Source organism: Flavobacterium sp. RSSB_23 (assembly GCF_051547145.1).
GTDB lineage: Bacteria > Bacteroidota > Bacteroidia > Flavobacteriales > Flavobacteriaceae > Flavobacterium.
In genome coordinates this window covers 12469-35564 of sequence record NZ_JBPTTO010000014.1, presented here as the reverse complement: position 1 = coordinate 35564, position 23096 = coordinate 12469, and the positions used below count along the sequence as shown (strand labels likewise).

The 23096-nt window shown below is 35.1% G+C and carries 16 protein-coding genes and 1 pseudogene; 7 read left to right on the top strand and 10 right to left on the bottom strand.

Translation table 11 applies throughout. The annotated features are described in order from the left end of the window. Nucleotides 1-35 precede the first annotated feature (35 nt). The 6 genes from ACSVH9_RS15045 to ACSVH9_RS15020 form a co-directional block, all read right to left on the bottom strand. Nucleotides 36-2063 carry a M3 family metallopeptidase gene (locus ACSVH9_RS15045; RefSeq protein WP_438064420.1) on the bottom strand — a complete coding sequence of 676 codons (2028 nt, stop codon included), beginning with the start codon at nucleotides 2061-2063 and terminating at the stop codon, nucleotides 36-38. Nucleotides 2064-2142: 79 nt separating this feature from the next. Continuing rightward, complete coding sequence (gene purE, locus ACSVH9_RS15040) at nucleotides 2143-2628, bottom strand: 5-(carboxyamino)imidazole ribonucleotide mutase (RefSeq protein ID WP_078211159.1); 486 nt, start codon at nucleotides 2626-2628, stop codon at nucleotides 2143-2145. Between the two features lie 213 nt (nucleotides 2629-2841). Continuing rightward, nucleotides 2842-3993 (bottom strand): 5-(carboxyamino)imidazole ribonucleotide synthase, encoded by a 1152-nt coding sequence (locus ACSVH9_RS15035; RefSeq protein ID WP_438064419.1) that lies wholly within the window; start codon nucleotides 3991-3993, stop codon nucleotides 2842-2844. Nucleotides 3994-3998: 5 nt separating this feature from the next. Continuing rightward, entirely contained in the window at nucleotides 3999-4412 is a 414-nt protein-coding gene (locus tag ACSVH9_RS15030; protein ID WP_298294626.1) for a type II toxin-antitoxin system VapC family toxin, read from the bottom strand. After that, a complete protein-coding gene (locus tag ACSVH9_RS15025) occupies nucleotides 4409-4672 on the bottom strand; it encodes a DUF6364 family protein (RefSeq protein ID WP_298294624.1) in 264 nt (87 codons plus the stop codon). Before ACSVH9_RS15025 ends, ACSVH9_RS15030 begins: the two co-directional genes overlap by 4 nt. Nucleotides 4673-4738: 66 nt before the next feature. Beyond that, nucleotides 4739-5284, bottom strand: coding sequence for a hypothetical protein (locus tag ACSVH9_RS15020; RefSeq protein WP_438064418.1), 546 nt, complete (start codon nucleotides 5282-5284; stop codon nucleotides 4739-4741). 98 nt (nucleotides 5285-5382) lie between these two features. On the opposite strand from ACSVH9_RS15020, the gene hpt reads away from it, so the two are divergent. The 5 genes from hpt to ACSVH9_RS14995 all read left to right on the top strand — a co-directional run bounded on the left by hpt (nucleotide 5383) and on the right by ACSVH9_RS14995 (nucleotide 11456). After that, complete coding sequence (hpt, locus tag ACSVH9_RS15015) at nucleotides 5383-5913, top strand: hypoxanthine phosphoribosyltransferase (RefSeq protein WP_236552304.1); 531 nt, start codon at nucleotides 5383-5385, stop codon at nucleotides 5911-5913. 69 nt (nucleotides 5914-5982) lie between these two features. Continuing rightward, complete coding sequence (locus tag ACSVH9_RS15010; RefSeq protein WP_300976777.1) at nucleotides 5983-6555, top strand: adenylate kinase; 573 nt, start codon at nucleotides 5983-5985, stop codon at nucleotides 6553-6555. A 220-nt stretch (nucleotides 6556-6775) separates the two neighbouring features. Beyond that, nucleotides 6776-7999: a hemolysin family protein gene (locus tag ACSVH9_RS15005; protein WP_438064417.1), complete on the top strand. Its 1224-nt coding sequence runs from the start codon at nucleotides 6776-6778 to the stop codon at nucleotides 7997-7999. A 135-nt stretch (nucleotides 8000-8134) separates the two neighbouring features. Continuing rightward, on the top strand, nucleotides 8135-9136 hold the full coding sequence (gene obgE, locus ACSVH9_RS15000; protein WP_298294614.1) for a GTPase ObgE: 1002 nt from the start codon (nucleotides 8135-8137) through the stop codon (nucleotides 9134-9136). A 175-nt stretch (nucleotides 9137-9311) separates the two neighbouring features. Beyond that, a complete protein-coding gene (locus ACSVH9_RS14995) occupies nucleotides 9312-11456 on the top strand; it encodes a S46 family peptidase (RefSeq protein ID WP_438064416.1) in 2145 nt (714 codons plus the stop codon). Nucleotides 11457-11612: 156 nt separating this feature from the next. Here the strand turns inward: ACSVH9_RS14995 and ACSVH9_RS14990 are convergent, their stop codons facing one another. From ACSVH9_RS14990 to ACSVH9_RS14980, 3 genes are all read right to left on the bottom strand, one after another. After that, nucleotides 11613-12644 (bottom strand): glycosyltransferase family protein, encoded by a 1032-nt coding sequence (locus ACSVH9_RS14990; protein WP_438064415.1) that lies wholly within the window; start codon nucleotides 12642-12644, stop codon nucleotides 11613-11615. Between the two features lie 8 nt (nucleotides 12645-12652). Continuing rightward, nucleotides 12653-13468: a UDP-2,3-diacylglucosamine diphosphatase gene (locus ACSVH9_RS14985; protein WP_438064414.1), complete on the bottom strand. Its 816-nt coding sequence runs from the start codon at nucleotides 13466-13468 to the stop codon at nucleotides 12653-12655. 231 nt (nucleotides 13469-13699) lie between these two features. Further along, nucleotides 13700-20179: an alpha-2-macroglobulin family protein gene (locus ACSVH9_RS14980; protein ID WP_438064413.1), complete on the bottom strand. Its 6480-nt coding sequence runs from the start codon at nucleotides 20177-20179 to the stop codon at nucleotides 13700-13702. A gap of 129 nt (nucleotides 20180-20308) precedes the next feature. Here ACSVH9_RS14980 and ACSVH9_RS14975 point away from each other — a divergent pair, with 129 nt between their 5' ends. Continuing rightward, nucleotides 20309-20998, top strand: coding sequence for a tetratricopeptide repeat protein (locus ACSVH9_RS14975; RefSeq protein ID WP_438064412.1), 690 nt, complete (start codon nucleotides 20309-20311; stop codon nucleotides 20996-20998). Between the two features lie 45 nt (nucleotides 20999-21043). Then, a complete protein-coding gene (locus ACSVH9_RS14970) occupies nucleotides 21044-22399 on the top strand; it encodes a UDP-N-acetylmuramate--L-alanine ligase (RefSeq protein ID WP_438064411.1) in 1356 nt (451 codons plus the stop codon). Between the two features lie 49 nt (nucleotides 22400-22448). Here the strand turns inward: ACSVH9_RS14970 and ACSVH9_RS14965 are convergent. Further along, nucleotides 22449-23056: pseudogene (locus ACSVH9_RS14965) on the bottom strand (DUF1287 domain-containing protein). Nucleotides 23057-23096 lie beyond the last annotated feature (40 nt).

Below are 23096 nucleotides of genomic sequence, written 5' to 3'. Positions count from 1 at the left end.
TTCTTTGAATTCTAAATTCTAATATCTGTAATCTTTTATAACAACCCCGCTCTTTTCAAAAGCGCATCTGCCTTTGGCTCTTGACCTCTAAAGCGTTTGTAAAGTTCCATTGGTAATTCGGTGCCGCCTTTCGAAAGTACGTTGTCTTTGAATTTTGTTGCCACTTCTTTATTGAAAATGCCTTTTTCTTGAAAGTAAGCAAACGCATCAGCATCGAGCACTTCTGCCCATTTGTAGCTATAATATCCAGACGAATAACCGCCTGCGAAAATATGGGAGAAAGAAACTGACATACAATTTTCTGCTACATCTGGATATAAGGAAGTGCCTTCAAAAGCTGTTTTTTCAAACGCTTTAATGTCAGTAATTGCGTTTGGATTGTTACTATGAAAGGCCATATCTAAAATACCAAAACTCAATTGACGTAGTGTAGCCATCCCTTCTTGGAAACTAGCGCTTTCTTTTATTTTATCTACATATTCTTGTGGAATTATTTCGCCAGTTTCATAATGTTTAGCAAATAAAGCCAAAGCTTCAGGTTCGTAGCACCAGTTTTCCATCACCTGACTTGGTAATTCCACAAAATCCCAATACACTGAGGTTCCTGATAAACTTGGATAAATAGTGTTGGCCAACATACCGTGTAATCCGTGACCAAATTCGTGGAATAAAGTCGTTACTTCATTAAAAGTTAATAATGACGGTCTGGTAGCGGTTGGTTTGGTGAAATTACAAACATTAGAAATGTGTGGTCTTTCGTTGACACCGTCTTTGATGTATTGCGATTTGAAAGAAGTCATCCAAGCACCGTTTCTTTTGCCTTTTCTTGGGAAAAAATCGGCGTAGAAAATAGCCACAAGTTCTCCAAACTCATCTTTCACTTCATAGGTGGTTACTTCTTCGTGGTATTTGTCGATGTCGAAAATTTCTGTGAAGGTTAATCCAAATAATTTATTGGCAATTGTAAACGCTCCGTTCAAAACGTTTTCTAATTGAAAATAAGGCTTCAGCTTTTCATCGTCCAAATTGAATAATTTTTGCTTCAATTTTTCGGCATAATAAGCGCCATCCCATTTTTCTAATTGCTCAATGCCATCTAAATCTTTAGCGAAAGCTGATAATTCAGCAAATTCTTTTTCGGCAGCTGGTTTGGCTTTGGTCAACAAATCATTCAAAAACGATTTGACTTTGTCGGGATGTTGCGCCATTCTTTCTTCCAAGACAAAATGAGAATGCGTTTCATATCCCAATAAATTAGCTCTTTCGAAGCGTAACTTAGCAATTTTTAAGGCAATGGCTTGATTGTCGAATTCGTTATTTTGAAAGGCTTTTTTACCAGCAGCGATGGCGATTGCTGCACGTAATTCACGATTGTCGGCATAGGTCACAAACGGAATGTAACTTGGGAAATCCAAAGTAAAAATCCAACCCTCCATATCCTTGCTTTTGGCCAATGCACTAGCTGCTTCAATAGCACCTTCTGGTAAACCTTTTAAATCGGCTTCATTGGTTAAATGCAATTGGTAGTTGTTGGTTTCGGCTAAAACATTTTCACTAAAAGTCAGTTTGAGTTTAGCCAATTCCGTATCAATTTCGCGTAATTTTAGTTTGTCTTCTTCCGAAAGCAAGGCACCATTTCGAGAAAAACTTTTGAATTTCTTGTCTAACAATGTTGCTTGTTCGGGCGATAAATTTAAGGTGTCTTTTTGCTCGTAAACCGATTTTATTCTTTGGAATAAGGCTTCGTTTAAGGTAATATCATTGCTGAATTCGGTCAACATAGGCGAAACTTCTTGGGCGATTTTTTGCATCTCATCGCAAGTTTCTGCCGAATTCAAATTAAAGAAAATAGAGGATAAACGGTCCAAAGCATTTCCTGAAAAATCCAAGGCCTCGATAGTGTTTTCGAAGGTTGGAGCTGCTGGATTGTTGATGATGGCATCAATTTCCGCTTTTGCCGCAGCGATATTCTCAATAAATGCAGGTTTATAATCCTCCAATTTTATCTGAGAAAAGGGTGCGGTATTGTATTTCGTGTTGAAGGTAGAGGTTAAAATTTCCATATATCGAAGGGACAGGTCGCGACCTGTCCGTACTTTTATTGATTAATAATTTAAAATAGCCGATTTGTTCGTCAGTTATTTATTTTTTCAACCCTTCAGCTGCTTTGTTTACAGCGTCTTTCAATCCTTCTTTGTAAAGGATAATTTTATCTAAAACGCATTTATCAGCACTACCGATGATTTGAGCAGCCAATATTCCAGCGTTTTTTGCACCGTTTAAGGCCACAGTGGCAACAGGTACGCCACCTGGCATTTGTAAAATCGACAATACCGAATCCCAACCATCAATAGAATTGCTTGATTTTACAGGAACACCAATCACTGGAAGCGGCGACATCGAAGCCACCATTCCTGGCAAATGCGCGGCTCCACCTGCACCTGCAATAATCACAGAAATACCACGTTTGTGAGCGTTTTGGCTAAAATCAAACAATTTTTCTGGTGTTCTATGTGCCGAAACAATATCGACTTCTACTGCTATATCAAATCCGTTTAGGATATCGATGGCGTCTTGCATTACAGGCATATCTGATATACTGCCCATTATTACTGCTACTTTGCTCATTGTTTTTTATTTAAAAAATAAGTGATAAATTATATAGATTGTAAATGTTATTAGAAATAGATAAGTAGTAATTAGTAAAACAACAGAAATAAAAGATTTTATTCTTTTACCTAAATACTCGTTTTTGTCTGATAGAATATTCCAATTTTTTTTTAGAAGATTTTCTGAATCAGTAATATTTAATAATTGAATAATAAAATCTATTATATCCATTTATGTAATCACTCTTATTGTATTCTTTACTTCCTCAGCAATTCTTCTTGCTTCGGCCATATTTTCATTCGCAATGGTCACGTGTCCCATTTTTCTAAAAGGACGGGTTTGTTTTTTACCGTATATGTGAGGCGTAACACCGTTCCAACCTAAAATCGTTTCGATGTTTTCGTAAACCACATCTCCTGAATGCCCTTCGGCACCTACCAAATTGACCATAATTCCAGCCACTTTACTATCGGTATTGCCTAAAGGTAAATCCAAAATGGCACGCAAATGGTTTTCGAATTGCGAAGTATAACTCGCCTCAATGCTGTAATGACCTGAATTGTGCGGACGAGGAGCCACTTCATTCACTAGGATATCGTCGTCTTCGGTTTGAAACATTTCAACCGCCAAAAGACCTACGTGGTTGAATTGTTGCGAAACATTTAGCGCAATAGCTCTAGCTTTTTCGGCTACTTTTTCATCGATTCTGGCAGGACAAATTACATATTCTACCTGATTGGCTTCGGGATGAAATTCCATTTCGACCACAGGATAGGTTTTGATTTCACCCGATGGATTGCGGCAAACGATAACAGCCAATTCGTTTTTGAACGGAATCATCGTTTCGGCAATGCATTCTACATTGGGTAACAAATCCAAATCCGAAGCTTTTCGAACCACTTTTACACCGTTTCCGTCGTAACCAAATTCAGTACATTTCCATACAAAAGGCAACTCGACTTCGCTCGATGTTACAGCCAATTGTAAAGCATCAAGATTTTCAAATCGAGTATAGGGAGCGGTGGGAATATTATGTTTTGTGTAAAAATCTTTTTGAACGCCTTTGTTCTGAATCAAACGCAAGGTTTTAGGTGAAGGGTATACTTTTTTGCCTTCGTTTTCTAGTTTTTCTAAGGCTTCTAGATTTACCAATTCGATTTCGAAAGTCAGCACATCGACTTGTTTTCCAAAGTTGTATACGGTATCAAAATCCATCAAATCGCCTTTGAAGAATTGGTTACAAGCGATTTTGCAAGGTGCTTCGTCGCTAGGGTCTAGTACATAGGTTTGTATGTCGAATTTTCGAGTGTCAAACAACAGCATTTTGCCTAATTGTCCGCCACCTAATATGCCTAGTTTAAAATCAGAAGAAAAATAATTCATTTGTTTTATAGTGTGTTTAAAAATTCATCAGGAGAAAGCACATTGATTTCTGCATTTTTATAGTCTTTTAAATCTCTTGTTACAATGCATTCTATGGTGTTAATAGATTGTGCTGAAGTGATTTGAATGGCGTCTTCGAAATCTTTGTGATTTGATTTTAAGCTTTTTTTGATGATATTGATATCCACCGGAATAATCAATACGTGTTCAATAACGTGTTCTAATGCCAATCTTGTTTTTTCCTCAGAAATTGATTTTTTTAAGATATAATGTAATGTTGTTATGGTATTTGATGAGGAATATAATTTTATTTTTCTTTTAATAGCCAGATTATAGATTGATAACGATTTATGAACAAATGGTTCTCTATTAGCAAAAATATCAACTAATATATTGATGTCGATAAAAATATTTCTCATATACCGTATTTCTCTTTGTAATGCTCGTCTCTAGCTTTCTTTACATCAAAATCTGAAGGTAATTCAATAATGCCAACTAATTTCTTTAAACTTGGGTCTATCTCGTCGTCTTTGTTTTCTTGGGAATTATTTGGAGTAGAAACCAAACTTTTAAAGTAGTTTTCTACCATTTCTGATAGACTTCTACCAGTCCCTTTAGCATAGATTTTAGCTTTTTCTATGACATCTTTTTCTAACGATAATGTGAGTTTGGTGTTCATATACGTATAGTTTTTGCAAATGTACGGATAATTTTTATTTCGTTTATTTTTGAAAATAGAAAAACGCTACTTTATTTTCTTTAAAATCTCCCTAGAAACGGCCTTGTAGGCTGCGGATTGAGAGGGGTAGTCTTTTTCGATTATGATTTGTAATTCAGGATAAATCCAATCATTCGATTTTCCTAGGACAAATAACGTGCGAATACTGTAGCATTTGGCAGCTACTTTTGTATCTGAAATCAACCAATCAAAGCAGCATTCCGTTATTAGTTCAAGATGTTTTGGGTTGAGTTGTATGGTCTTCATTTTGAAATGATTTTCAACCAATAACTGCAATACTTTGGCAACAGGACGAATTGCACTTTCATTGTTGAGTTGGTTTAAATGCGAACAAAAGAAATCCAAATGCGGTTGCCACCATTCTAGTTGACTATAAGCTACTTGTTCCAAAACCCAACAGGCTTTGTATGACTTTTCATCTTCTGTAGCAAAGCAAAGGTGTAGTAATGCCTCAAAATGAGCGGGATGATTCAAAACAAATTGTGCCGCCAGCACTCTTTTGTCTCGATAACCACTTACATAATCTAGATGGGACAACAGTTCAGTGCTCATTTTGGATGGTTTTAATTTAAAAATACAAATTTAAAATCAATTGTTAAATGTCAAATCCGAATTCTGTATCTTTGCGCATTATTTTAAACCTAAAAATAATGATACAACTTCACGATAAACAATTTGTTCCGTTTATTTCAGCTAACGAAATTGATTTTGCTATTACCAAATTAGCCGCTCAAATTCAAGACGATTTTGCCGATGAAACTCCTGTTTTTGTTGGAGTTTTGAATGGGTCATTTATGGTGGTTTCAGATTTGATGAAAAAATACAAAAAACCTTGTGAAATCACCTTTATTAAGATGGCTTCTTATGAAGGAACTTCTTCAACAGAGAATGTAAAACAATTAATAGGTTTGAATCAAGACCTTTCAGGTAGGTCAGTTGTGATTCTTGAAGATATTGTAGACACCGGAAATACTTTGGTGGAGCTAAAAGAATTGTTCAAAAGTCAAAATGTAAAGCATTTCAAAATTGCTACGCTTTTCTTTAAGCCGGAAGCCTACAAGCAAGATATAAAAATAGACTACATCGGTATCCGAATTCCAAACAAATTCATCGTTGGCTACGGCCTAGATTATGATGGATTGGGAAGAAACCTATCCGAAGTATATCAGCTAAGCGAATAACTAAAAGTAACTATAACTAATTTAAAGGTAATCTTTAACCATAAGGTTGCCACTTTTAAAATTACAAAAATGATTAACATTGTTTTATTTGGGAAACCAGGTGCAGGAAAAGGAACTCAAGCAGAATTCCTAAAAGAAAAATACCAATTAGTTCACATTTCAACAGGAGATGTATTTCGATACAATTTAAAAAATGATACCGAGCTAGGAAAACAAGCTCGTGTTTTTATGGACGCAGGAGATTTAGTGCCAGATGAATTGACCACTAAAATGCTAATTGACGAGGTAAACAAAAATTTGGATGCCAAAGGAATTTTGTTCGATGGCTACCCAAGAACCATTTCTCAAGCCGAAGCATTAGATGCATTTTTGCCAACTATCGGTAGCCAAGTAACCGCTACTGTTGCGCTAGAAGCTGATGACGAAGTACTAGTGGCACGTTTGCTTGAAAGAGGAAAAACGAGCGGTAGAGTAGACGACCAAGACGAAGAAAAAATCAGAAACCGTTACCAAGAATACAATGAAAAAACTGCTCCTTTGATGGATTATTACAAGGCGCAAAACAAATTTCACGCTGTAGATGGTATAGGAAGTATTCAAGAAATTACCGAAAGACTTACACAAGTTATCGATAATTTGTAGGAGCATTTCCAGCTGTACGTTACAAGTCCTCCTCTTGTGGTTTGTTTTTGTAAAGCATCGCCCAAGCTTCTTTTAGTCGCTTAGCGCTACTAACAAAAACTAAACCACAAGAGTCCGGGCTTTTCTCTTCCATCTGGGCTAAAAAGAAGTTTAACTAACAAACATAAAATTGGAAATACTGATTATCTTTTTTCTAATACTCTTAAATGGCGTTTTCTCTATGTCAGAAATCGCATTGATTTCAGCAAGGAAAAATAGATTAGAAACAGCAGCAAAAAAAGGAAATAAAAGTGCAAAAACTGCATTAGATTTAGCCAACTCTCCTAATAAGTTTTTGTCAACCGTACAAATAGGAATCACCTTAATTGGTATTTTGACAGGTATTTATTCTGGAGATAAAATCACCAAAGACGTTGAGCTTTTTATACAAAGCTATCAAGTTTTTCAACCCTATGCCCACTCCATTGCAGTAGGAATTGTGGTGGTCGTTCTTACTTTTTTCTCTTTAGTATTAGGGGAGTTGTTGCCCAAACGAATTGGTCTCAACCACCCAGAGTCTATTGCAAAGACTGTAGCGATGCCAATGAAATTTATTTCGATAATCACGGCTCCTTTTATATGGTTGCTTACATCTTCTACAGATGCTATTTTAGACCTTTTGCAAATCAAACCTACAGCAGATGGCAAAGTAACGGAGGAAGAAATCAAAGCCATTATTAAAGAAGGTACTGAAGGAGGAGAAGTACAAGAAATAGAACAAGATATAGTGGAGCGCGTTTTCCACATTGGTGACCGAAAAGTCAATTCTTTAATGACGCACCGTAAGTCTGTAGTTTTCTTGCCATTTAATGCCAACAAAGAACAAGTAAGGCAGTTAATGTTGAAAGAATTGCATTCCATTTACCCAGTTTATGGTGAGAATTTTGACGACATAGTAGGTGTGGTTAACTTAAAAAACATATTCTCTAATTTTGAAAATGATAATTTCAATTTGGCGGATATTATGACCGAAGCGCCTTTTATTATGGAACAAACTACCGCTTACACTGCTTTAGAGAATTTCAAAAAAACAGGTATTCATTACGCTTTTGTATCCGATGAGTATGGCGATTTTCAGGGAGTGATTACCTTAAATGATATTTTAGAAGCTTTGGTAGGTGATGCCGCCGAGTTTTACAAAGATGATTTTCAACTAATAGAAAGAGAAGATGGTTCTTGGTTGGTCGATGGACATTATTCATTACACGATTTCTTAACCTTTTTTGAGTTAGATGAACTAATTAATGATTATGAAGTGACCACAGTGAGTGGTTTGATAATGACCGAATTGTCTCGTATTCCAAAACAAGGAGAAAAATTGATTTGGCAAAAGTTTGAGCTAGAAGTCATTGATATGGATGGAGTTAAGATAGACAAGGTAATGGTGAAAGCCTTACAACAATAATGAACAGTATCCCGTTTTAGTTTTTAGTTGATGTGGAAAAAATTAAAGACGGAGTGCTAGAATATAAATAAGTGGTCATTAAAGTAATCGGTAATCGACTGATTACTAATAACTGACTACTGAATACTAAAAAAAATGACAGAAGGAAATTTTGTAGATTATGTAAAAATATTTGTTTCATCTGGTAAAGGTGGAAAAGGGTCTACGCATTTGCACAGAGAGAAATTTATACAATACGGTGGACCAGATGGTGGAGATGGAGGTCGAGGAGGACACATTTATCTAGTAGGTAACAAAGGGCTTTGGACTTTGTTTCATCTAAAATTTGCCCGTCACATCAAAGCGGGTCACGGAGGAGATGGTGGTGGCGATAGAAGTACGGGTGCTGATGGAGAAGATAAATTCATCGAGGTGCCGTTAGGAACTGTTGTAAAAGACAAAGAAACAGGCGAAACATTATTTGAAATCACAGAAGACGGAGAAAAACAAGTTTTATGCCGCGGTGGAAAAGGTGGATTAGGTAACTGGCATTTCCGTAGTTCGACCAACCAAACGCCAAGGTATGCACAACCTGGTTTGCCTGGAGTTGAAATGGATGTGATTCTAGAGCTGAAAGTTTTGGCTGATGTTGGTTTAGTAGGTTTCCCAAATGCTGGAAAATCGACTTTGCTATCGGTGTTGACTTCTGCAAAACCCAAAATTGCTGATTATCCATTTACGACTTTGAAACCTAATTTAGGAATTGTAGCGTATCGTGATTATCAGTCGTTTGTAATTGCTGATATTCCAGGAATTATTGAAGGTGCAGCCGAAGGGAAAGGCTTAGGACATTATTTCTTACGTCACATCGAAAGAAATTCTACGCTGTTGTTCTTGGTTCCAGTTGATACGCCAGACATCAAAGCGGAATACGATATTTTGGTTAACGAATTGACCAAATACAATCCAGAAATGTTAGACAAAGAACGTTTGTTGGTCATTTCAAAAATTGATATGCTCGACGACGAATTAAAAGCAGAACTAAAAGCCGAATTAGATGTTAAGTTCAAAGACGTTCCCTATATGTTCATTTCATCGGTTGCCCAACAAGGTTTGACCGAATTGAAAGATAAATTATGGAAAATGTTGAACGAATAATTTCTTTTCAATCAAATATAAAAGGTGTTCTTGAAAAAGAGCACCTTTTTTTGTTTTATAAAATTCATAAAATTAAGTTAAGAAAGAGAATGTAAAATGTGATTTTGAATACGAATAGTCGTTTAAAATGCGAAAATGACTTATATTCGCAATGCTAAAATAAATATTTACCTATATGAAAAAGATTGTCTTATTCTTGACCTTATGCCTGATGGCTTTTCCTGTAAAAGCAGACGAAGGAATGTGGTTCTTGATGTTTATCGAAAGATTAAACCATAGAGATATGGAAAAAATGGGCTTGCAATTGACAGCCGAAGAAATTTACAGTATCAACCACCACAGTTTGAAAGATGCGATTGTACAATTCAATGGCGGATGTACTGCCGAAATTGTTTCAAAACAAGGTCTAGTTTTAACCAATCACCACTGTGGTTATGACGCGATTGCAGAATTGTCATCAGAACAAAATAACTATTTGAAAAATGGTTTTTGGGCAAAAGACAAAAGTCAAGAACTAAAACCAAAGTCGTTGTTCGTTCGTTTCTTTGTGCGTATGGATGATGTTTCTAAACGTATTTTGTCTAAAGTAAATGATAAAATGACAGAAGCTGAGCGCAACAAAGCGATTCAACAAGAGATTGCTTTGATTGAAAAAGAGAACAATGAAGGCGGAAAATATACTGTTTCTGTTCGTCCGTTTTTTCAAGGAAATGAGTACTACTATTTTGTGTACCAAGATTACAAAGACGTTCGTTTGGTAGGAACTCCAACAGAGAGTTTAGGAAAATTTGGTGGAGACACAGACAACTGGGAATGGCCACGTCACACTGCCGATTTTTCTATGTTTAGAGTGTATGCAGACAAAGACGGAAATCCAGCAGAATATTCTCCTGAGAATGTGCCATTGCAACCAAAACATTATTTGCCAATAAGCTTAAAAGGTGTGCAAGAGAATGATTATGCAATGATATTAGGGTATCCTGGTCGTACCAACAGATGGATGCCAGCTAATGGAATTGAGCAAAACGTGAAGTATGCTTATCCTGCTTGGGTAGAAGGTGCCAAAACAGGAATGGACAATATGAAAAAGTTTATGACTAAAGATGCTACCGTAAATTTACAATATGCTTCTAAATATGCTTCGACTGCCAATTATTGGAAAAACCGTCAAGGAATGATTGATGCTTTGACTAAAGCTAAAACGGCTCAAACCAAAACAAAAGAAGAAGCTAAATTTAACGCTTGGGCTAACAAAGCTGAAAATAAAGCCAAATATGGTGATGTAATTACAACTATCAATAGTTATTACGCTCAAACCAATTTAAAAGCGCGTCACGATAACTATTTGACACAATTATTGCGTACCGCGACTTACGGAACTTTGCCTGCTAGTTTAGGAAATGGTTTAATCGCTTATGCTAAAGAAAACGAAGCAAAGAGAGCCGAAATGTTGCCAAGATTAACTTCAGCAATTGATGGTGCTTACGGAAGTTTGTACGCACCTCTTGAAAAAGAAGTATTAACAGCACAATTGAATTTGTATGCTGCAAAAGCGGCTGAATATGGTTTGGCACCAAAAGTGGCTGAAATGAAAGCGGCGAATAATGGTGATTTTACCAATGATGTACACAAGGCGGTAACTTCTAGTATTTTTACTTCAAAAGATGCTGTGCTTGCGTTTTTGAAAGAGCCTAAAGTTGAAACTATTACTAACGACCCTTTGTATGTTATTTCTAATGATTTGATGACCAAAATCAGAGCGAAATCTCCAGAACAAGCCAAAGCTGATGATGATTTTGCTATCGCTTTCCGCAAATTGGTTGAAGGTTTGAGAGAATCAAAATTGAATACGATTCAGTATCCAGATGCGAATTCTACTTTGCGTTTGACTTACGGGAAAGTTCGTGCTTTGCCAGCTGACAAACGTAACGACGCCAAAATTAATAATTACACCACTATGACAGGAATGGTAAACAAATACAAAGCGGGTGATGCTGAGTTTGATTTGCCTGCTCGTTTATTAGAGTTGAACAAAGCCAAAGATTTTGGTCAGTATGCTGACAAAGCAGGGTACATGCCAGTAAACTTCCTAACTGATACCGATATTACAGGTGGAAATTCAGGTTCTCCAGTATTGAACGGAAAAGGAGAATTGATTGGTGTTGCTTTTGATGGTAACATTGAAGCAATGGCAGGTGATGTTATTTTTGATAAAAAATTGCAAAGAACCATCAACTTAGATATTCGTTTTGTGCTTTGGATTATTGACAAATATGCTGGAGCTCAAAATATTATTGATGAAATGACTATCGTTAAATAGTTCAAAATAAAATTGAAGGCAAGAAAGAATGTTGTGGCTCTCTAGCCCCGATAGCAGTGAAAATCCTCTAGACTCGTGACCAAACGAGTCTAGAGATTGTAGCGGATAGCGGGACGATGACAACCAGAGTGCCTATTTTTTCTGCTCCTAAAAACTTTAATAGATAAGACCGTCTTGATTAGTTTCGAGGCGGTTTTGTTTTTGGGGATAGGTGTCAAACAAGAAGTCTAAAGTGTGTGGAATGACATTGGCCTCGATTTTGGGGTAATTCATAGGCAAGGTGAGCCAATTTTCTATAATCAAATCGAAATCTTGACCGACTTCGTAAATAACGGGAATGCCCATTTTTTTCAGGGCGGCGGCGTTACATTCTTGCTCGTAATGTTTTCGAATGGGAATGGAAAGGATTTTTTTGCGAAGGTACAATGCCTCAGAAGGCGTTTCAAATCCGCCACCAGTGATGATACCTTGGCATTTGATTACACTTTTGTTGAACAGCGCTTGGTCTACAGGATAATAAGTGATGTTTTTGACTCTATGCTTTGTTTTGACATCGCTCAAAAACCAATGAAAGTGCTCGTTGGGTAGTTTATTGAAGGCTTTTTCTAGACACTCTTTTTGAAAAGAAGGAAGATAAACGGTAATGTGTCCGCCATTTTTTGGGTCGGCGTGTAAGATTTCGTCTTTGATGATGGGAGGTAAAATGAAATCATCGTAGCGTTCAAAATGCAATCCAATATTTTGAGGAGCGGGCGCATAATGTCTGAAAATTAATTCACCGATTACATCTTTTCTTTCGGGTCGAGGGGTTAGTTTTGAGGTGAAACTGGCTTGATGACCAAAAGATACCGAATGTTTTTTTTGTAATTTACAAGCCAATGAAGTGATGGAATCAAAATCATTGATGATGACATCGTATTGGTCTAATGGTAGCGAGCGAGCGTCTTTGTAGATTTGGTTAGGCTTTACTTTTTTGGCAATATTCCAATAATCTAGTCCGCCGCATTGACTGTAGTGAAGGCTCAATCCGTTGCTTCTGTATTTAATCGGAATGCTTGGATTTAAGGAAGCATAAGTGCCGCTTAAGAGAAAGTCAACTTCGCCATACTTTTGCAGATAAGGGTAGAGTTGAATGGCTCTGCTAATGTGTCCGTTTCCTGTGGCTTGAATGGCGTAGAATATTTTCATTTTACGGATTAGGATAAGATTTTGACCACGATGTCGTTCTTTGTTTTTTCTTCGGAAGTGTCGGCATCTTTGTAATGTTCTTTAAGGTATTGGTAGATGCTCCATTTTCCTTTTTTGTATTCCAAAGCGGTTAGATTCTCGACCCAATCACCACTATTGAGATAAGTGACTTGTCCGTGTTCGTTTTCGATGGTTTTCATTTGAGGTTTATGGATATGCCCGCAAACCACGTAACTGTAGCCTTTTTCTATGGCGATTTCGGCCGCAGTGGTTTCGAAATTGCTGATAAAAGCGACTGCTTTTTTTACACTGTCTTTGATGGTTTTGGAGTAGCTTCTTTTTTCTTTGCCGAACAATTCGCGAAACCAATTGATACAACTGTTGATTAAAATCAGTAAATCATAGCCTTTGCCACCCAATTTAGCAAGGATTTTGGCATAGCCTCTGGTGGAAGAATCAAACACATCGCCGTGAAAGAACCACGTTTTTTTACCGTCTATTTCTAAAATCAATTTGTCGACCAACTCAAAATTTCCTAAAACAAAATCTGAATATTTACGAAGGGCTTCATCATGATTTCCGGTGATGTAAATGACTCTTGTGCCTAAATTGGAGAGTTTTATGATTTGTCTCAAAACATTCATATGCGCCACAGGAAAGTAACTTTTGCTGAAATTCCACATATCGATAATGTCACCATTGAGAATTAAGATTTGCGGTTGAATGGATTTGAGGTATTGTAGTAATTCTTTGGCTTGGCAACCATACGTGCCCAAATGCACATCACTAATTACGACTAGAGGAATTTTTCGTTTACTTTTCATATGTGTGGATTATATTTTTAATGGACACATATGGTATGCTTCGCCAATTCGCTTCACTCGGGTCGATTTGTTTCTCTTTGGTGTTTGCTTAGGCAAACTTTTGGTTATTATCGATTTCATATAAAGTTTTTACGAAAATAGGGTAGTAGTGTTAGGGGAATGTGATTTTAGTATTATTTGTGTATAAAAAAAGGTCTCATTTTGAGACCTTTCTGTTATGAAGTAGTTTAGTTATTCTTTAGTGTTTATTCGAATCCCTTTCGTGTGATTGTTGAATTCTGGGGCATACATACTTTCAATAGTGGTGATTCCGTTAGAGAAGTCACCTTGATTATTTACTCGAATATCGTATTCTAAGACATAAGTACCTTTGTTAATATAGTCGAAAAAGAAGTGGGTAGCAGCGTCTTTTGTACTCATATAATAACCTAGTCCGCCTTTGTATTGGTATTCCGAAAGTACATTTACAGGTTCAAAACAAGCAGCGCGCATATCTTTTAAATGCACAAATTCCATATCTTCTTTTGAAGATATGATTAATCTGATGGTTACTAAATCGCCGATTTTCAAACTATTTTTAGTCGTAACTTTTTGTAATTCATCTCCTGAAAGACTATTTTTCTTCAAATACAATTCTTTAGCTATAGATAAAACCGTTCCTGAATTGGTTTTAATTTTATCTAAATCCTCAAAGTATTGCCAATACACACCTCCAAATCCAGGAACTTTTGATTTGTTTTGTATAGTAATGTTGGCCATTTCTTTCTTGATTTCATCGGCTTTCCAATTGAGTTTGATATATCCAGTTTCAGCTTCTTTTTCGTTTTCGGATAATTTTTTGGTAAGGATTTTTTCCTCTCCAATTTTTAAGATTGTATTGTCTTTAACACTTAACCAATCGTTTCCTTGTAGTAATAAGGCGTAAATGGCTTCGGTTGTGGATTTTGTTGTGGGCCAGTTTTTGGTTTGTTTATTTTTCAGTAACCAAACTTTCATAGCATCCACCGATTTTGTATCGTCTAAAACTTCTGTGAAGGCTTCAATCAATAGCGCCTGAGTTTCTATAGGAGCTTGGTACCAATGCCAGCCTGCTTTGTTAGCAATCCAATACATTCCCCAATCTTCATTATTTGAAGCGGTTTCTTTTAGATTTTCTAGAATTTTTTTAGCGGATTCTTTTTCTCCAAATCGGTGTAAAGCCAAGGCGGCTACTCCTTTTTCGTATAATGAGTAACCCAACCAATCTGTTTTGGCGGTTTCAAGATACCTTTTTGTGGTTTTTGTTAAAGTATCTGAAAGGGGATAATCTTTTAAATAAAAACTGCGGGTATAGAGATAATGCAAATCAGAATATGGATTAAGCCATATCAATTTATCGGTTGTTTTTAAATCTTGAGTTCTAATTTTGTGTTGTTCTAAAAATTTTCTATCCAAGAAAGGAATGCCAGTTGTAGCAATTTGGTTGATTCTATCTGGCTTGCTCTTTTCTTTAGTCAATTTCGATAAATGTCCTAAGCCAGCCAAAATATGTCGGGTAATGTATTCGCTTTCATTGCCACCGTCAAACCAAGCAAATCCTCCTGAAGAGGTCTGTTTTTGTTTTAGTTTATTGAATGTCGTTTCTTGCGAGGTCTTCATTTTTTCTAAATCGAAAAGCAAGGCGAGATGCTTCTTTTTTTCTTCTTCGTTTTGAGCATCATTCAACCAAGGTGTTTCGGCCAAAATCATCGATTTGAGTTCTTCGTTTTCTTCAAGTTTTGAATTTAACTTTCCGTTTTTTCTCCAAGTTTCAAAAAGAGTCGCAATTTTGGGATTACTAGAAATGATTGCTGAAGCCAAAGCATTAGAATAAAAACGTGCAAAAGTTTGTTCGGCACATTCGTGTTCATATTCCATCAAATACGGCAAGGATTGCATGGCTAGCCAAGTAGGGTTTGAGGTATATTCTAAAACAAATTGATGGTTTCGTAAAGTAGTCGAAGTATTGTTTTTTAGGTTTTCAAAACTGTATTCTTTTTTTGAATTTTCTCTTACCCAAATAGGGATGCTTTCGGTTACCAGCATTGAATTGCTCAAAACAGGGAGGATATTTTCTTCTCCATCTGAGAAATTACCTGCTTTGGCCAAGATTTTATATTGAACACCTTGCATCCCTTCAGGAATATAGATTTTCCAACTCACAAGGCTGTTCCCAAAAGCAGCAATCTTGAAACTTTTAACCGTTTTTGTGTTTGCTGTTTTCGCATCAATAGGTTGCATCGTAGTGGCATCAAAAAGCTGTAAAAGGGCTATACCATTTTTGGTTTCATTAGTCATATTGCTCACTTTCGCAGTAATGACAATCGAATCTTTTTCTCTAAAGAAGCGAGGAAAATTAGGTATAACCATCAGTTCTTTTTGGGTAATCACACTTTTTTCTAAATATCCTGAAACGGCTTCTTTGTTGTGCGCCAATAAACGAAGTTTCCAAGCGGTCAAAGCTTCTGGGGAAGTAAAATTGACACTCACTTTGCCTTTGTCGTCTGTTCTTAGATTGGGGAAAAAGAATGCGGTCTCTGATAGATTTTTTCTAGCTTTTACTTGTGTTAAGGCTTCAAGAGATTTTTTTGTTATTACGACGATAACTCCATTTTTGCCTTGGCTTCCGTATAGTGCCGTAGCTTTTTCATTTTTTAAAACATCTATGGAAATAATGTCTGATGGATTTAAATTTTTAAACGTTTCTTCAGAAGTATTTTCACCATCGATGATAATTAGTGGAGTAATTTGATTTCCTGTTAAAGAAGCAGCTCCTCTAATTAGAATTCCTGATACTTTTCCCTGTAATCTTTCTTCTATTCCAGCAGTATTGTAAACTGTGTTGTCCTCTTCAACAACTATTGCTACTGCACCTGTAGCCGCTTTGCTTTTTTGTACTCCGTAGCCGGTGACTACAACTTCTTTTAAAGTTCCACTGGATAAATCTAATTGTATATTGACAACTTTACTGTTGATAGTTGTTTTTTTGGTCTCGAATCCCAAATAAGAGAAAGTAAGTTCTTCCCCAATGCTAGCTTCAATTTGGTAGTACCCATCAAAATCCGTTTGTGTACCTCTTTCTATGCCTTTAATGAAAATATTTACTCCTGGTAAAGGAAATTTTCCATCTGTTACAATTCCTGAAATTAGTATAGCATTCAGCGGTTTTTTACTTTTTTTGTTTAGTTGTTTTCGATATAAATCTATTTGTTGTGGTGTGTAAGAATCATTAAAGTCAAACCCAAACCACATTAAATGTGTAGATTCTTCATCTAGTTGAATGCGATTGAAAAAAGGATTTAGATTTTGGAGGCTACTGTAGGTTGTATCAAATCCTAAAAATGTTTTACGATTTATAGCATTATAATAGTAATCTTTAAAATTTAAACTTGACCAATCTTTTTTTGTGAATTGGTCTAGCGAACTATCGTACATAGCCGCTAAAATTTCGGATTCTTTGCTAGTATTTGTAGATTTTAATTGAAAAGACCAATTTTCGTTACTTCCAGGTTGAATTTTGTTTCTAAAGCTTTCTACAGAAAAATCTAATGTTGGTTTTATTTCTGCTAACTTAATTTCTAATTGTTCGCTAAAAGTTTGGTTTTCGAAAATACTTTCAAAGCCTAAAGTGACTCCTTTTTCAAATTCCTTTTTTAGCGGAATCTTTATTATAGTTTCATTATTTTCTAAATGAAAAGTGTCTTCAAAATAAAGATAGCTTTGATAATTCCCTGTCGTGTTAATTAAAAGTTCTGGAATAATCGAGGATAGTCTTACTTCAACAAAGCCATCTCTTTTCGGGTCTGCATTGATTTGCTTTGCAGTGAATAATTTACTAGGATCAAATTTGTCTTTACTTTGAACGATTTGAAAAGTTGCACTCGTTTCTATTGGATTATTAAATTTGTCTATGGCTGAAAATACTACTTTGTAATTTCCTGATTTATAATTTGAAATGAAATCTAAAACCAAATTTTTATCTTTTTCAGTGTCAATTTTTTTGGAGAAGACTACTATTTCCGTAGGTTTTGTTATTGGTTTTTCATTTGCTTCATAAGGAAATAATTTTTCAAAATCTACATCCGAAATAGTAGTGATTTCAGGTTGTTGGAACACTCTATCTTTGAGTTTTTTAGAAAATGGACTTATAAAATAGAGCTTAACTTCTCCTTTGGTAGCTTGAAATTCCAAGTTAAGATTGGTGCTGTTTAACTTAATTTCGTTCTTGTCTTTGGTTTCAATACGATGAGGGACAGTAGCTGAAAGCATTAGTGAGTGATAACCAACCCTAACGGTTGTATTGCTCTTATGTGTTTCGCCATTAATGTCAGTCACAGTAGCTGAAATATGATACTCATTTATATCTAATCTTTTTTTTGCAAAATCCCCATAAGGTTTCGCAATAAAATTAATTTTGAAATTTCCCGAAGCATCAGTTTTTGTCTCGCCCATTATAACTTTTTCGGATTTACCATTTGGATTGTAATAGTAATCATTTCCTGTAATGTAGAGTTTATTTGTAACTTCGTATTGCACTTTTGCGTCTGAAATGGCACTTCCAGCAACAGCTTTTGCTTTTCCTGTCACAGTTATATTTTGATTAACTTGATATACTTGCTTTAAAGGTTCAAAAGTGACTTCGAATTTTGGACGTTTATATTCTTCTACTGTAAATGAAAGAGTTGAATTTATAAAATCAACCTTATCCCAAAACGGGTGCTCTTCAGTTGTTTTAATATAAAGTAAATCTTTCTCATAAGTAGTTGGTTCATCTGCAGCAATACTAAAATTTCCTGTTAGTCCTGTTTTTGGTAGTTCAAATTCTCCAAAAAAAGAACCAAATTCATTAGTAGTAGCATCAAACTCTTTGAAAGTGTTGTAATTAGCATCTTTTAGAAGTATATGAAATGTCGTGTTGGGTACAACTTGGGATTCATTTTTGCTTTTTTGGAATGCTATCCCTTTATAATATACCGTTTGACCAGGACGATAAATAGCTCTGTCTAAGTAAAATTCAACTTTTCCGATAGGTTTTTTATCTTCGATTTGTTGGTAGTCATAACTGTTATACATATATCTTTTTTGAATGAAAAGGGTATCGTTATTGGTTGAGAATGTTATCGACTCATGATCGTAATTGTTTTTTTCTTTGGTATAAAAAGCTATTCCTTTTTTATCTGTTTTTAGGGTTTGATTTAGCAATTTTATGGTAACCTCTTCCAATGGCATTCCCGTTTTTCTATCTAAAACTTGATAGTATTCTGCGTTGTTTCTTTGAGAGGCTAGAACAGCAATATTTGAGATAGTAATTGTTTCATAAGCGCTGGCCTTACCATTCTCGTTATATCCATCGCTTTCAAAGCAAACTAAGTATTGCCCTATTTTTAATTGGGGTAAAAGAATTTCTGTTGTGTATTCAAAGTAATTATTCTTGTTTTCTAATTCATAGTTTTGACTTATAATTGGCTTCTTTTCTTTTATCTCAGCGATTAAACTCTCATTGCCGTATGGAAGATCTTTATAATTTCGCAACGTTTTTTGGTCAATTTTATAAAAAGAGACCGAAAGGCGATTTAAATTTTTGTAATTAATATAGGCTCTCCTGTTTTCATCATTGTAGTTGTATTTTTGGAGTTGAACAGTTAGTGATTTTTCACTGATTTCTTGTTTTTTTTGTAAAGCTAATTTATAAGCATTAGAACGGTTGTTAACTTTTATAATGCTATCAAGTACTGAAATGGCTTGTATCTTATAATTTGAATGTATTTCTTTAGATGCATGTTTGTTAAGTTCAATTGCTTTTTCTAATTGAATTTTTTGAATCAAAATAATATCCTTGGTTTCCTTTTGTAACTCATTCAATGATTTCAAATAGAGCTCATTTGAATCTAATAAAGTAGTATTGCAAAATTGCAACCTATCCAATTGGTTTTTGATGTTTGGGTTGTTAAGTTCTTGTTTTTGAAATAAATGCAATAATTTTTTTAACTTTTCATCTTTTAGAGTTTCAAAATTCAGTAGAACAAAATCAGCTGATTTTCCTAGTAGTTGTTTTTCAAACTGAGTAAGTTTATTATCTGGATTTACCCAATTGCCAATTTCATTTTTGTAAAATTCAATGTTCTCATTTAGTAGGTATTCAAAGAGAGTTTCATTATTGAGTTCTTTTGATGTCCCAAAATCAAATAGTTCTTCATACTTTTTTAAAGTTATTTTTTTTAAAATAGTTTCGTCTGCTAAAGTTTTTGTTATTGAAGAAGCAATTTCTTTTTCGAAGTCTTTACTGGTCCAAGTAAGAAAATCATCATCTAGACTAACCGTATTAGTTCTATTGTAAATCAAATAACCATTTTGATTTTTGTATGTCTTTAAGCATTTAGCATAAATCCAATTCAAAATAGCTTTAGATGGTGTAGAAGCTTGATTGATTTCTTTTTTTAAATTGAGAATAATTTTTGTTTGAGCATTTTCGTCTACTACTTGTAAATATTTGGATTCGTAAAAAAAGCATTTAATGATTTGTACTTCGTTTTTCTCAGAAATTGCTTTTTTATGTATTTTGTTGACAATAGCATTTGCAGATTTCAATTTTCCTTGATTCTCAAATTGAATTACTTTTTGCCAGTTTTTATCATAATCTTGTGCAAATAGTGTACTTGAGAGAAATAAAAGTAGATAACATATGTTTTTCATGAGTGTGTTTTTATATAGAGAGTGTTTTTTGATTGAAAAGGTTGGGAGATTACTAAAAGTATTTCGTACAAATTACTATTTTTTATTTAAAGTGAAACGAAACTTACTGCATTTTCTTATTTTTGAAGAATGAAAAAATCAGTACTGTTTTTTATTCTATTTCCTCTTTTTATGGTTTCACAATCTAATTTCGAAACAGCCGAAAAGTTATTTGAAGCCGGAAAGTATACACAAGCAGCATCTTTGTTTGAATCAGTTTTGAAAACAAATCCAAATGATTTGAAAGCGATAGAATATCTTGGCGATATCGCAGGAAAACAAAAACAATGGGATAAAGCGCTAGGTTACTACAATAAGTTGAAAAAAGTAAAACCCAATGAAGCCGATTATCATTACAAATGTGGTGGAGTTATGGGTATGAAAGCCAAAGAGGTGAATAAATTCAAGGCTTTGGGAATGATTGGTGACATTCGTTCTTCTTTTGAAAAAGCCATAACCCTCGAGCCTAAACACATTGATGCGAGATGGGCACTTATTGAACTTAATTTACAATTGCCCGGAATAGTTGGTGGTAGTCAGTCGAAAGCAATACAGTATTCTAATGAGTTATTGAAAATTTCTCCTGTTGACGGTTATTTGTCACGTGGGCATATTGAGGAGTATTTCGACCGCTATTCGGCTGCTGAAATTCAATACAAAAAAGCGCACGAAATTGGCAATTCAAAAATTACTTTTCAAAAATTATATCAATTATATTTGAAAAAATTAAACAACCCCAAGAAAGCGCAAGAACTGAAAGTGCAATTTGAAAAAAATTAATCAAATTTCATTTGGAATTTGGAACCTATAAATCTAGAATTTACTATGAAAACTCATTTTATAGCTATTGGCGGAAGTGCAATGCACAATTTGGCCTTGGCTCTTCACAACAAAGGATATCAAGTAACAGGTAGCGACGATGCTATTTTCGAACCTTCAAAATCTCGCTTGGAGAAAAAGGGAATTTTGCCTGCTGAGTTGGGTTGGTTTCCCGAAAAAATCACTGCTGATATTGAAGCGGTAATTCTAGGAATGCACGCAAAAGCCGATAATCCAGAATTATTAAAAGCTCAAGAATTAGGTTTGAAAATTTATTCTTATCCTGAGTTTTTATACGAGCAATCCAAAAATAAAACCCGTGTCGTAATAGGAGGTTCACACGGAAAAACTACTATTACCTCTATGATTTTGCACGTGATGCACTATCATAACATAGAAGTTGATTATATGGTAGGCGCCCAATTGGAAGGCTTTGATACTATGGTGCATCTTACAGAAGAAAATGATTTTATGGTTTTGGAAGGGGATGAGTATTTGTCTTCACCAATTGATAGAAGACCAAAATTTCATTTGTACCAACCGAACATTGCTTTGATTTCTGGGATTGCTTGGGACCATATCAATGTTTTTCCGACCTATGAAAATTACGTGAATCAATTCGAGATTTTTATTGACAAAATCACCAATGGCGGTATTTTAGTTTATAATGCTGAAGATTCAGAAGTGAAAAGAGTAGCCGAAGCAGCTACAAATCCGATTCGTAAAATGGCGTACACTACTCCAAACTACGAAGTAAAAGATGGAGTCACACTTTTAGAAACACCAGAAGGTCCTATGCCAATTGAAGTTTTTGGAGCACATAATTTGAACAATCTCGCTGGAGCCAAATGGATTTGTCAAAATATGGGTGTAGATGAAGCGGATTTTTATGAAGCGATTGCTAGCTTTAAAGGAGCTTCAAAACGATTGGAAAAAATTGCCGAAGGTAAAGGGAAAGTGGCTTACAAAGATTTTGCGCATTCGCCAAGTAAAGTGGCTGCAACTACAAAAGCCGTAAAAGAACAATATCCTGAACGTACTTTGGTAGCTTGTTTGGAATTACACACTTACAGTAGTTTGAATGCCGAATTCTTGAAAGAATATGAAGGAGCACTTGAATATGCTGATGTTGCCGTGGTATTCTATTCTCCAGATGCCGTAAAAATTAAACAACTCGAGGAAGTGACGTATGAGCAAATTGCCAAAGCTTTCAATAGAGAAGACTTAATCATTTATACTAATCCAGCCGAATTCAAGACTTTTTTATTTAATCAAAATTTAGAGAATTCTGCACTATTGCTAATGAGCTCTGGAAATTACGGCGGTTTGAATTTTGATGAAGTTAAAAATTTAATGTTGTAGAGTCGAATACATGAAATATTAATAAGGTGTCAGTTTTTGGCACCTTTTTTTATTTCTGGTATTGAAAGTGTCCTACTATCTTGTATTTGAATAAGCAATCTTCTAGGACTTGTCCGTATCCTACATTATGAACAATCAAAGGACGTAAACCATCACTTGTTTTCTTATGAGTTACAATTCCTATGTGAGGAAGTTTTCCGTTAATTATCCAAGTGACAATATCTCCAGTTTTGTAATCCTGAGCGTTATCTGACACTAATAGTTTTTTGCCTTTTCTTTCAAAGAAAACTTCCAAATTTGGAACTCTTCTGTGGTCAATGTTGGTGTCGGTTTTCTTCATTCCCCATTTTTTGAGATTGGGATATTTTGAAAAATTTGCCTTCATATCCTCGTGTACTTCTTTTTGTAAATCAATATTGAGTTTTCTATAGGCTCTTATTACTACATCGGTACAAAAACGCCTTTGTTTTTAGGAACATCCCCATTTGGATATTTTATAGAGCAATAAGTGGGGTCATATTTTACATTTGGATTTATAATTGCTAGCGCAGCTTCCGAAAGTTGTAGGGAAAAGGGTTTTGTATTTGATGTAAAAGCTGGATTTGTAGTAGTAGCGAAAAAATAATTTAGTAGGAAAATTAAATAAATTGCTTTCATTTTTTTACTTTTATTATAAAACGATGTTTTATCAAAACTA

What these genes read in the sequence shown, in the direction of transcription:
- ACSVH9_RS15030 (WP_298294626.1), bottom strand. Translation starts at nt 4,412, where the DNA reads ATGAGAAATATTTTTATCGACATCAATATATTAGTTGATATTTTTGCT.
- hpt (WP_236552304.1), top strand. Translation starts at nt 5,383, where the DNA reads ATGATACAACTTCACGATAAACAATTTGTTCCGTTTATTTCAGCTAAC.
- ACSVH9_RS14980 (WP_438064413.1), bottom strand. Translation starts at nt 20,179, where the DNA reads ATGAAAAACATATGTTATCTACTTTTATTTCTCTCAAGTACACTATTT.
- ACSVH9_RS15025 (WP_298294624.1), bottom strand. Translation starts at nt 4,672, where the DNA reads ATGAACACCAAACTCACATTATCGTTAGAAAAAGATGTCATAGAAAAA.
- ACSVH9_RS15020 (WP_438064418.1), bottom strand. Translation starts at nt 5,284, where the DNA reads ATGAGCACTGAACTGTTGTCCCATCTAGATTATGTAAGTGGTTATCGA.
- ACSVH9_RS15005 (WP_438064417.1), top strand. Translation starts at nt 6,776, where the DNA reads ATGTCAGAAATCGCATTGATTTCAGCAAGGAAAAATAGATTAGAAACA.
- ACSVH9_RS14970 (WP_438064411.1), top strand. Translation starts at nt 21,044, where the DNA reads ATGAAAACTCATTTTATAGCTATTGGCGGAAGTGCAATGCACAATTTG.
- ACSVH9_RS14990 (WP_438064415.1), bottom strand. Translation starts at nt 12,644, where the DNA reads ATGAAAATATTCTACGCCATTCAAGCCACAGGAAACGGACACATTAGC.
- obgE (WP_298294614.1), top strand. Translation starts at nt 8,135, where the DNA reads ATGACAGAAGGAAATTTTGTAGATTATGTAAAAATATTTGTTTCATCT.
- purE (WP_078211159.1), bottom strand. Translation starts at nt 2,628, where the DNA reads ATGAGCAAAGTAGCAGTAATAATGGGCAGTATATCAGATATGCCTGTA.
- ACSVH9_RS14975 (WP_438064412.1), top strand. Translation starts at nt 20,309, where the DNA reads ATGAAAAAATCAGTACTGTTTTTTATTCTATTTCCTCTTTTTATGGTT.
- ACSVH9_RS15010 (WP_300976777.1), top strand. Translation starts at nt 5,983, where the DNA reads ATGATTAACATTGTTTTATTTGGGAAACCAGGTGCAGGAAAAGGAACT.
- ACSVH9_RS14995 (WP_438064416.1), top strand. Translation starts at nt 9,312, where the DNA reads ATGAAAAAGATTGTCTTATTCTTGACCTTATGCCTGATGGCTTTTCCT.
- ACSVH9_RS14985 (WP_438064414.1), bottom strand. Translation starts at nt 13,468, where the DNA reads ATGAAAAGTAAACGAAAAATTCCTCTAGTCGTAATTAGTGATGTGCAT.
- ACSVH9_RS15035 (WP_438064419.1), bottom strand. Translation starts at nt 3,993, where the DNA reads ATGAATTATTTTTCTTCTGATTTTAAACTAGGCATATTAGGTGGCGGA.
- ACSVH9_RS15045 (WP_438064420.1), bottom strand. Translation starts at nt 2,063, where the DNA reads ATGGAAATTTTAACCTCTACCTTCAACACGAAATACAATACCGCACCC.